This window comes from Bradyrhizobium sp. 31Argb (genome assembly GCF_043638955.1).
Lineage (GTDB): Bacteria > Pseudomonadota > Alphaproteobacteria > Rhizobiales > Xanthobacteraceae > Bradyrhizobium.
In genome coordinates this window covers 1-2,022 of record NZ_JBEGDB010000542.1, presented here as the reverse complement: position 1 = coordinate 2,022, position 2,022 = coordinate 1, and the positions used below count along the sequence as shown (strand labels likewise).

Below are 2,022 nucleotides of genomic sequence, written 5' to 3'. Positions count from 1 at the left end.
CCGGCGCCGGCGCCAACATCTTCCGCGGCCACACCAACGTGCAGGGCGCGACCGATCTCGGCCTCGATGTGACGACGCTGCCGCTCTACTACGGCCTTGCCGAGGGAGCCTGGCGGCATTGGTGCCGGGTGTGGGAAGTCGATTACGACTGGATGAAGTCGCGCTTCCCAAGCAAGCAATTGATGGAAACACCGGGCATTCCGAGCACGCGCTGGTTCGACGCGACCTTGCTGCCAAAGGACCAGATCAGCCAGCCCAACCCGGTGCAGGCCATGTTCGTCATGGGGCATGGCGTCAACACCATCACCCGGATGCCGGAAGCGGTGCGCGGCATCGAGAAGCTCGAGCTGCTGGTGGTGTGCGATCCCTATCCGACCGCGTGGTCGGTGGTCTCCGAGCGCAAGAACGGCGCTTACCTTCTGCCGGCCTGCACGAGCTTCGAGATGGACGGCTCCCGCACCGCCTCCAACCGCTCGCTGCAATGGGGCGAGAAGATCGTCGAGCCGATCTTCGAATCCAAGAACGACTACGACACGATGTATATGCTTGCCGGCAAGCTCGGCTTTGCCGACCTGATGTTCAAGAACATCAAGGTCGAGAACGGCTCGGTGTCGGCGGAAGACATCCTGCGCGAGATCAACCGCGGCGGCTGGTCGACCGGCTATTGCGGGCAATCGCCGGAGCGGCTCAAGGCCCATATGAAGAACCAGGCCAAGTTCGACCTGGTCACGCTGCGGGCGCCGAAGGACGATCCGGAGGTCGGCGGCGACTATTACGGCCTGCCATGGCCATGCTGGGGCACGCCGGAGTTCAGGCATCCGGGCACGCCGATCCTCTACAACAACAATCTTTCGGTGAAGGACGGCGGCGGCAGCTTCCGCGCGCGGTTCGGCGTCGAGCGCGTCGTAAAACGCAAGGTGATGGAAAATGGGCAGGAGGTGGAGCGGGAGGATCATGACAATCTCCTCGCCGAGGGCTCCTATTCGGTTGGCTCCGACATCAAGGACGGCTATCCCGAATTCACCCTGGGCGTGCTGAAAAAGCTCGGCTGGGACAACGAGCTGACGCCGCAGGAAATGGAGATCATCCGGCGCGTCAATTCGGCCAACCCCGATACGGTGTCCTGGTCGCTCGATCTGTCCGGCGGCATCCAGCGGGTCGCGATCGAGCACGGCTGCTCGCCGTACGGCAACGGCAAGGCGCGCATGATCGCCTGGAACCTGCCCGATCCGATACCAGTCTATCGGGAGCCGATCTACACGCCACGTCCGGATCTGGTTGCCGACTATCCGACCTTGCCCGACGCCAAGCAGTTCCGCATGCCCAATATCGGCTTCTCGGTGCAGAAGGCCGCCGTCGACCGCGGCATCTCAAAGCAGTTCCCGCTGATCCTGAGCTCGGGCCGGCTGGTGGAATATGAAGGCGGCGGCGAGGAGACGCGCTCCAACAAGTGGCTCGCCGAGCTGAAGCAGTTCATGTACGTCGAGATCAACCCGGCCGACGCCGCCGAGCGCGGCATCAAGGACGGCGGCTGGGTGTGGGTGACCGGCGCCGAGAGTAATTCGCGGACCCGTGTCAAGGCGATGATCACCGAGCGCGTCGGCAAGGGCGTCGCCTGGATGCCCTATCATTTCGCCGGCTGGTTCGAGGGCGCCGATCTCCGCAGCAAATATCCGAAAGGCGCCGATCCGATCGTGCTCGGCGAAAGCGTGAACACGCTGACGACCTATGGCTACGACCCTGCGACCGGCATGCAGGAGCCGAAGGCGACGCTTTGCCAGATCCGGGCCGCGTGAGAGGAACAGACGATGGCACGCATGAAATTCCTTTGCGACGCGGACCGCTGCATCGACTGCAACGCCTGCGTCACCGCGTGCAAGAACGAGAACGAGGTGCCCTGGGGCATCAACCGCCGCCGCGTCGTCACCATCAATGACGGCAAGCCTGGCGAGCGTTCGGTCTCGATGGCCTGCATGCATTGCACGGACCCGCCCTGCGCGGCGGTCTGTCCGGTGAACTGCA

Annotated in this window: 2 protein-coding genes; both read left to right on the top strand. The window is 63.8% G+C overall.

The annotated features are described in order from the left end of the window. A partial coding sequence (locus AAFX91_RS41185; protein WP_394570293.1) for a formate dehydrogenase subunit alpha occupies positions 1 to 1,796 on the top strand: 1,796 nt, incomplete at its 5' end. Positions 1,797 to 1,808: 12 nt separating this feature from the next. Further along, positions 1,809 to 2,022: 4Fe-4S dicluster domain-containing protein (locus tag AAFX91_RS41180; protein WP_394570292.1), on the top strand; the 214-nt coding region annotated here is incomplete at its 3' end.